Annotated in this window: 5 protein-coding genes; 4 read left to right on the top strand and 1 reads right to left on the bottom strand. The window is 38.3% G+C overall.

Going from position 1 to position 7942, the window contains the following annotated elements; genetic code table 11:
* Positions 1-491: 491 nt before the first annotated feature.
* From pyrF to ACFIK2_RS01610, 3 genes are all read left to right on the top strand, one after another.
* Positions 492-1337: an orotidine-5'-phosphate decarboxylase gene (gene pyrF / locus ACFIK2_RS01620; RefSeq protein WP_375676833.1), complete on the top strand. Its 846-nt coding sequence runs from the start codon at positions 492-494 to the stop codon at positions 1335-1337.
* Positions 1338-1686: 349 nt separating this feature from the next.
* Positions 1687-3171 carry a histidine--tRNA ligase gene (hisS, locus tag ACFIK2_RS01615; protein WP_375634746.1) on the top strand — a complete coding sequence of 495 codons (1485 nt, stop codon included), beginning with the start codon at positions 1687-1689 and terminating at the stop codon, positions 3169-3171.
* A gap of 590 nt (positions 3172-3761) precedes the next feature.
* A complete protein-coding gene (locus tag ACFIK2_RS01610) occupies positions 3762-4295 on the top strand; it encodes a replication protein (RefSeq protein ID WP_375618298.1) in 534 nt (177 codons plus the stop codon).
* Between the two features lie 872 nt (positions 4296-5167).
* On the opposite strand, the gene ACFIK2_RS01605 is transcribed toward ACFIK2_RS01610, so the two are convergent.
* The gene (locus tag ACFIK2_RS01605) at positions 5168-5692 is read right to left on the bottom strand and encodes a peroxiredoxin (RefSeq protein WP_375634401.1); all 525 of its coding nucleotides are present in this window, start codon (positions 5690-5692) and stop codon (positions 5168-5170) included.
* 216 nt (positions 5693-5908) lie between these two features.
* Between ACFIK2_RS01605 and ACFIK2_RS01600 the strand changes: the two genes are divergently transcribed.
* Entirely contained in the window at positions 5909-7537 is a 1629-nt protein-coding gene (locus ACFIK2_RS01600; protein ID WP_375634747.1) for an alpha-D-glucose phosphate-specific phosphoglucomutase, read from the top strand.
* The last annotated feature ends 405 nt before the right edge of the window (positions 7538-7942 follow it).

The raw sequence follows: 7942 nt of genomic DNA, 5'->3' as shown, positions 1-7942 counted from the left end.
TTATCTCCTTGAATATGCTGGAGATACAATGCCTTTTTGCTAATTATGTTCCAAAAGGGATAAAGATATGCGCCAAAAGGAATAGGAAAGATCTAAAGCTAAGATCGAGACCATCATGGTGGGGCATTTTCTTTTGAAACTTTGTTTAAAGCGCGTTCATAGAGAGTTTTTGTTGATCATAAAAAAGGGGGGTGAAAACGACAAGGCATGTCTATAGGGCTTTATGAGGTCATTATAATATAGATGCTATAATATAGATGCTGTTTTGTTTATATTCTTTCATAAATTTGAATTTTTATCTCATGACAATGTTTTGGTTGATAAACATATGATAAGCGTTACGAATGGGAATATATTTATGTTTCATAAATAAAAGCACATTTTGTATAGAGAGATCTTTCTTTGTGTTTTCGCTATTGTATTCTTTTGACAAATGCTTTTCTTTTTGATTGTATCAAAAAGTTTAAAGAGAGATCTTGTTAGGATATAAAATGTTTCGTTCAACTTTTTTTAAAAATCGTGAAATCTATGGATCTCTTTGTATTGGCTTTGATCCGAGCCATAAAGTTTTGCAATCGTGGAAACTAAGCTTTGATTATAAAGGTCTAAAAGATTTTTGTGATATTCTCTTAACAGCAGTTGTTGGTAAAGTGGGTATTATAAAGCCGCAAGTCGCATTTTTTGAATTATATGGTGTGGAAGGTCTTCAAGCTCTCAAAGAACTGATTGAAAATGCACACGAACAAGGCATATTGGTTCTGGCGGATGCAAAAAGGGGGGATATTGGCTCTACTGCTGAAGCCTATGGTAAGGCTTGGCTTGGTCCAAGTAGTGCGTTCAAGGTGGATGCCATGACAGTTAATCCTTTTTTGGGTTTTGATGCTCTTATTCCTCTGATAAAGGTTGCAGAAGAAGCAGGAGCAGGGGTTTTTGTGGTTGTTCAGTCTTCTAATCCAGAGGGGAAACAAATACGAAATGCGCTTATTGGTGATCAGACACTCTCTCTTCATCTTGCACAGTGTATTTGTGATTATAATAGTCAGTCTTCGGTTATTCATCATAATATTGGCCCCATAGGTGCGGTTATAGGAGCGACATTAGGATCTGAATCAAAAGACACAATCGAGCAGTTAAAAAATAGTCTGTTTCTTGTTCCGGGTATTGGCGCTCAAGGTGGAACAATGACACAACTAGCAAATCAATTTCCACAAAGACTTTGGCAGAATGTTATTCCCTCTGTATCACGCTCTATTACAGATGCTGGACGAAATATTGTTGATTTAAAAAATGTTATCAATCATTTTGCAGAACAAGCGCAAAGCACACTGATGTCTTGAGGATTTTTGCATCTGTAATAAATCTGAAGAATTCTGAAAGGGAGGGCTTTTGAGGGGGATGCTTCCGATTTATCCAGAATCAACAGTCGCTTTGAGGTTTCTTTCAACAAGCACAGATGTCTTTTCATTGAATGTTAAGCGGGCATTTCATGTTGAGCGGGGGGCTATGTTCCTATTGAAAATGCAAATATTTTCAGTAGATTGCCTTAAGGGTAAAGGTTTGCATCTTTTAAAAGCAAAAGCTTATGTATATTGTTACCAGTTTCCAGTTGATAAAGTTATTGCAGCGTTTGTTTCTATAAGATAGACACACGTTATCGGTGAATATATATTGTTGTTAGAGAAAAATATGTTATCAAAACAAGAAAAAACCAAAGCCCGTTTACCCCGGGGTTTTGTTGATCGTACAAGTGCACAGTTGTATGCAACTGAAACAATGATTGCGCAAATTCGTGAAGTTTATGAACTTTATGGTTTTGAAGCACTGGAAACACCAATTTTTGAATATACAGATGTGCTGGGTAAGTTTTTACCGGATTCAGATCGTCCAAATGCGGGCGTTTTTTCGCTACAAGATGATGATGAGCAATGGATGTCTTTGCGCTATGATCTTACCGCGCCTCTTGCTCGTTATTTTGCCGAGAATTTTGAAGTTTTGCCAAAGCCTTATCGCAGTTATCGTCTTGGCTTTGTTTTTCGCAATGAAAAACCAGGTCCAGGGCGGTTTCGGCAATTTATGCAGTTTGATGCGGATATTGTTGGAACACCAACGGTAGCAGCTGATGCCGAAATTTGTATGATGGCAGCCGATAGTTTGGAAAAACTAGGGTTTCAGCATCATGAATATGCCATTCGTCTGAACAACCGAAAAATTCTCGATTGTGTTTTAGAGAAAATTGGTTTGGGGGGAAATGAGCAGGCTGAAAAGCGCTTAACTGTCTTAAGAGCAATTGATAAGCTGGATAAATTTGGTTCTGAAGGGGTGCGTTTGCTTTTGGGAAAAGGGCGTTTGGATGAAAGTGGTGACTTTACAAAAGGGGCGGAGCTTAAGGATAAAGAGATTGAGTGTATTCTTACCTTAACTGCTGCTGGAGCTGAAACAGCAGAAGAAACGCTTGAGGCTCTTAAAGAAGTGGTTGGTGATCATGTTCAAGGGCGTGAGGGAATTTGTGAGCTTGAGGAAATGCAAGCAATTTTTGCCGCAAATGGCTTTCAGAATCGTATCAAGATTGATCCATCGGTGGTGCGTGGACTGGATTATTATACAGGTCCTGTCTTTGAGGCTACGTTGCTGTTTGATGTTTTCAATGATGATGGGCTGAAAGTTGTTTTTGGCTCCGTTGGTGGTGGTGGGCGCTATGATGGATTGGTGGCACGCTTTCGTGGTGAAAATATTCCAGCAACAGGTTTTTCAATCGGGGTCTCACGCTTGATCGCTGCTTTGCAAAATCTTGGAAAGTTGCCTATGAAGGAGACAACAGGGCCGGTTGTGGTGCTGATGATGGATAAAGAGCCAGAGGCGGTTGCTGGTTATCAAAAAATGGTGATGCAGTTGCGTGGTGCGGGAATTCGTGCTGAGCTCTATTTGGGGGCATCGGGGATAAAAGCGCAGATGAAATATGCAGATCGACGCCAAGCGCCTTGTGTGGTTATCCAAGGCTCACAAGAACGTGAGAGCGGAAAAATACAGATTAAAGATTTGATTGAAGGGGCGCGTTTGTCTCATGAAATTAAGGATAATCAAACATGGCGTGAAAGTCGACCAGCACAAGTGACGGTTGATGAAGAACAATTGGTCAAAACAGTACAGGATATTTTAGCCGCCCAAAAATGATAATGGTAAAGGTCTTTATCGAAGTGATTGTTTGAAATATTTTGGAAATTTGAAATTCAATTTTTAAAATTTGTGCTTTGCTCGTTTATACGTGTTGGTGCACGCGTTCAAAAGCGGGGTTTTGAAGTGCGTGCGGCATAAAAGAGAGATTTTTTAAGAGATAAATAAGCGCTATTTGCTATAAAACGTGCCCTTCTGAGGATGCGATGATAATGCGTTAAAATGAGCAAAAAAAATTGTAACGAACAAAAACTCTGAGAAAATTAAAGGGTTTCACGTAAAGCTTCTGCAAAAGTTTATAAAAATATTGACAAGTTCATATTGGCTTCATCTTTGAATTCTCATCTATGAGTATCAAATCCTTTGATGTTCTCTTCTTGGACATTACAAAATCTAGCCTTATTGCAAAAGGAGGGAGAACTAGAGCGTTTTATCCTAAAAGACTTTTTAAGCTTCAAAAAACAATGGAATGACTTAAATCGAACAATTTTTTACAGGAGCATGTTTGGATGAATTGTAAGCTGCCATAATGGTAACTTACTAATAATATGCATTTTTCATAAAGTCAATTCTTTAACGGAGAAATGAAAATGGTCCAATATGATTTTACTCTGCTCTATGAACGAAATCCCTTTATTCTTGAAAGACCTGAGAATATTGGAAAATCATTTAAACTTCCTCCTTCAAATTTCGGATTTGAAGATCTTCCGCAAATTACCTTTTCAGGCGCCTCGTCGTGTCGGCGTATGATTTTTGGGCTATCATTTAGTGGTATGAAAGCATTTTTTGTGATGTTGTGGCAGGTAGGGAAAATGTTAGATGAGGGGGATGATGTGGATTTATGGTTTGATCAGATAACATTGGATCATGATATTCTTGAAGAATTTTTGACTTGCGATCTTTCAATTCAAGAACCAGAATATCTTAATTTTGAAAGTTTTAAAGAAGGTATCAAAGAATTAGAAACAAATAAAATTGTAGCGAAGGGGACAAAAAAAGATTGTTATTTCATCAATCCAGATATTTTTGGTCTTCCTGAATGTGATGAAGATTTTGAGTTTGATGAAGAGGAAGAGATAGAAGCACACTTTACGGTAGAATACCCGAATAAACAACTTCTTTAACCGTTTTTCTCTTAGAGAAAAATAAAAGCTTAGAATAAATGGCTATGAGAACAGTAATGAGTCTGTTTATGGTATGTGAATTGGAATGTTTGCGGGATTTTTTTGATTGAATCTTCTTTATAAACGGTTCTTTATGCAGAGCAGTTTTTATACCATATTTGCTTCTTTTTATGAGACATAAGTTAATTTGAACTGTGCGCCTCTTCAAACAAATGTTTGATCTGTATTTTCCCTCTTGATGCTTTTGTGAACCTTGCAGTCTTGATGTTCACAGCTTTCGCCTTTGAAAGCATTTACGAGAAGCATTTCCACTCTTTTTAATCGTTTATTCATATGCCAATCCCACATGTCGTGGGCAAGAAAATGGTTTTGATGGTTGCAATATAAGAAGGGATAAAATGAGACACTCTTATGATATTCAGCTTTCACATTCAATATGCAAAATTATAAATTATCTCTATAAATCAAACCATTTTCAACATAAAGGTTTTCTCAATATGAGGAGCTGAGCGTTGATTTTGCATAGTTTATCTATATGTTAATCCTTGATGTTTCCGAGAGAGTTTTGCATGAATTTGCGCATTTGGCAATTGCATCCTCATTTTTTGATAGCGTGCAACAGCTGTTAACTCTTTGATTTTTTAGTCCCACAACGGGATTTTTCATCGGCAATTTTCCAAGCTTTTGCAAAGCCGTTAAAACATGAAAGATTTATTGAAAAATTATTGTTGGAATATTTTCTCACTGAAGGCGCACAATCAACTTATCGTGTCTGCTTTCACGAATAGAGGTTGCAAAAAGTAAACGACACAAATTTCCTGAGGAGGGAGATTTGTGTCGTAAAATTTTGTTTAAATAGACGATTGGGGGAATTAGCTTTTCAAGGCTTTTAAAACATTTTGTGGTGAAGAAACTTCGTAAGGATCTGTTGCACAATTATCTGAAAAACCTGTTTCTTCGAACCATTGTTCAACCACACCATCATTAATAACAGCTGCATAGCGCCATGATCGCATGCCGAAACCAACATTGTCTTTTGCAACCAGCATACCCATTTTGCGCGTGAATTCACCAGAGCCATCGGGAATTAATTTCACGTTTTTGATATTTTGTGCTTTTCCCCAAGCATTCATGACAAAAGCATCATTGACGGAAAGACAATAAATTTCATCAATACCCGCTTGTTTAAATTCATCATAGAGTTTTTCAAAATCAGGCAGCTGAAAGGTTGAGCAAGTAGGGGTAAAAGCTCCAGGAAGAGAAAAAAGAATAACACGCTTTCCTTTAAAGTAAGCATCGCTGTTAACTTCTTGCCACCGATAAGGATTGTCTCCATCCACTGATTCATCGCGTACGCGTGTGTGGAATGTTACATTGGGAACTGTTTTTTTCATCATCATGATGCTCCTGTATTCTTTTACGAAAATTTTGTTTTAAAACAGCCTTCGTATTTAAAAACATATGGCAAAAAGCGTTTTAAATAAAAGGGCTTCTTTAAAAATTCTTACTTCTGGTGAGTGTGCAAATATTTCACACTTCCGTCAAGTAGAATTAATGGTCGACTTTGGATACTCTTCACCTTAAAGTTAAAGGAAAGAATATGAAGGATTGATATGACCGTAAAGACAGTTTTAACCACGGCTTTTGAGGGGCAAAAACCGGGAACGTCTGGTTTGCGCAAAAAAGTGTCTGTTTTTCAACAACCCCATTATGTAGAAAACTTTATACAGTCTCTTTTTAATAACATTGGGCCTCTTGAAGGAAAAATGTTGATTCTTGGGGGGGATGGGCGCACTTTTAATCGTACTCTCCTTCAGATTGTGTTGAAGATGGCGGCGGCGCATGGTGTCTCTCTTATTAAAATGGGAAGGGGCGGTATTCTTTCTACACCTGCCGTTTCGCATCTTATTCGTAAAACTCATGCCCATGGTGGACTTATTCTTTCTGCAAGCCATAATCCTGGTGGTCCAGAAGGAGATTGTGGTATTAAATACAATGTTTCCAATGGTGGGCCCGCTCCTAATTCTTTATGTGATGCTATTTTTGCAACATCGCAACGTCTTTCTTTTTATAAAATTCTTGAAGCACCAGATATTGATTTAGATAGGCAAGGTACGATCTTTATGGGAGCCATGCGGATTGATATTATTGATCCTGTCGCTGATTATGTTTCTTTGATGCAGGAGCTTTTTGATTTCGACTGTATTGCCAAGGCCGTTGATCGAGGTCTTACTTTACGGTTTGATGCCATGCATGCGGTAACAGGGCCTTATGCTCATGAAATTTTTGAAAAATGTTTAGGATTTTCTGAAGGGACGGTGGTTAATGGTATTCCTTTGCCAGATTTTGGAGGCGGTCATCCAGATCCCAATTTGGTTTATGCCAAGGCTCTTTATGATTTATTGATGTCAGAGAAAGGACCAGATCTTGGCGCAGCCTCTGATGGTGATGGAGATCGTAACCTCATTATTGGTCGTCAACAATTTGTTTCGCCTTCGGATTCTTTGGCTATTATGGCTGAACATGCACACCTCATTAAAGGATATCGGAAAGGCGTGGTGGGGATAGCACGTTCTATGCCGACGGGGCGTGCTGCTGATCTGGTTGCGGAAAAAAAAGGACTAAACTTTTTTGAAACGCCAACGGGATGGAAGTTTTTTGGAACCCTTTTGGATGCGGGAAAAGTAACCTTTTGTGGTGAAGAAAGCTTTGGAACGGGCTCTCATCACATCCGCGAAAAAGATGGTTTATGGGCTGTATTATTTTGGTTAAATCTTTTAGCGGTAACAGAAAAAACTGTCGCACAAATTGTTCAACAGCATTGGCACACCTATGGGCGTTTTTACACGTTACGGCATGATTATGAAGAAGTCGAAGCAGACAAAGCTTTGGAAATTATAGAGCATTTGCGTGCGCACTTACCACATGCAGGAACTGAAATTGCTGGATTTTTCGTCAAAAAAGCAGATGATTTTACATATCATGATCCCGTTGATCAGAGCGTTAGTACGCAGCAAGGTATCCGTATTTTTTTCGAGAATGGCGCACGGTTGGTGGTTCGTTTGTCGGGAACAGGGACGCTAGGTGCTACTTTACGGCTTTATTTTGAACAATATGAAAGTGATCCGCGCAAACACAATTTTAATCCGCAAGACGTTCTTAAACCTTTGCAACAGGTGGCATTAAAACTGTTAAATATACAACAAGCATTGGGGAGAGATCACCCTGATATTATCACCTAAGATCATTGGAATGTTTTTTTGTAAAGGTATGATGATTGATCACATGGGTGTGATTTTAGGGGCGTGATTTTATGTGCATAAGGGAGATCTTCCATTTTCAAGCTCTCTTTGTTTTTTCCTCTCTTACATATCAATCGGATTCCTAAAACTGCCGGATTCTTAAAACTAAATGCTGTAGGAAATTATAATCGAGCATAATCGGAGCATTTATGTCCAATGGGTTTGCTCAATGGCTTGATAGAAATTTTTGTTTAATAGGAGAATGTTTCTCATACAAAACAAAATACGATCATTGTTGCACATTTCATATGTTTGTTTTAAAGAATCTTCTCTCTCAAGACACTAAAAACGCATCTTATGCGTGTTGCTTTGAAAGGGATAACCGTCCCTTCATTGAGCAGCACC

Source organism: Bartonella sp. AP88XZML (assembly GCF_042195565.1).
Lineage (GTDB): Bacteria > Pseudomonadota > Alphaproteobacteria > Rhizobiales > Rhizobiaceae > Bartonella.
This window is presented reverse-complemented; position numbering and strand designations above follow the sequence as displayed.

Coding starts and splice junctions, on each gene's coding strand:
- hisS (WP_375634746.1), top strand. CDS start 1,687: ATGTTATCAAAACAAGAAAAAACCAAAGCCCGTTTACCCCGGGGTTTT.
- ACFIK2_RS01610 (WP_375618298.1), top strand. CDS start 3,762: ATGGTCCAATATGATTTTACTCTGCTCTATGAACGAAATCCCTTTATT.
- ACFIK2_RS01600 (WP_375634747.1), top strand. CDS start 5,909: ATGACCGTAAAGACAGTTTTAACCACGGCTTTTGAGGGGCAAAAACCG.
- ACFIK2_RS01605 (WP_375634401.1), bottom strand. CDS start 5,692: ATGATGAAAAAAACAGTTCCCAATGTAACATTCCACACACGCGTACGC.
- pyrF (WP_375676833.1), top strand. CDS start 492: ATGTTTCGTTCAACTTTTTTTAAAAATCGTGAAATCTATGGATCTCTT.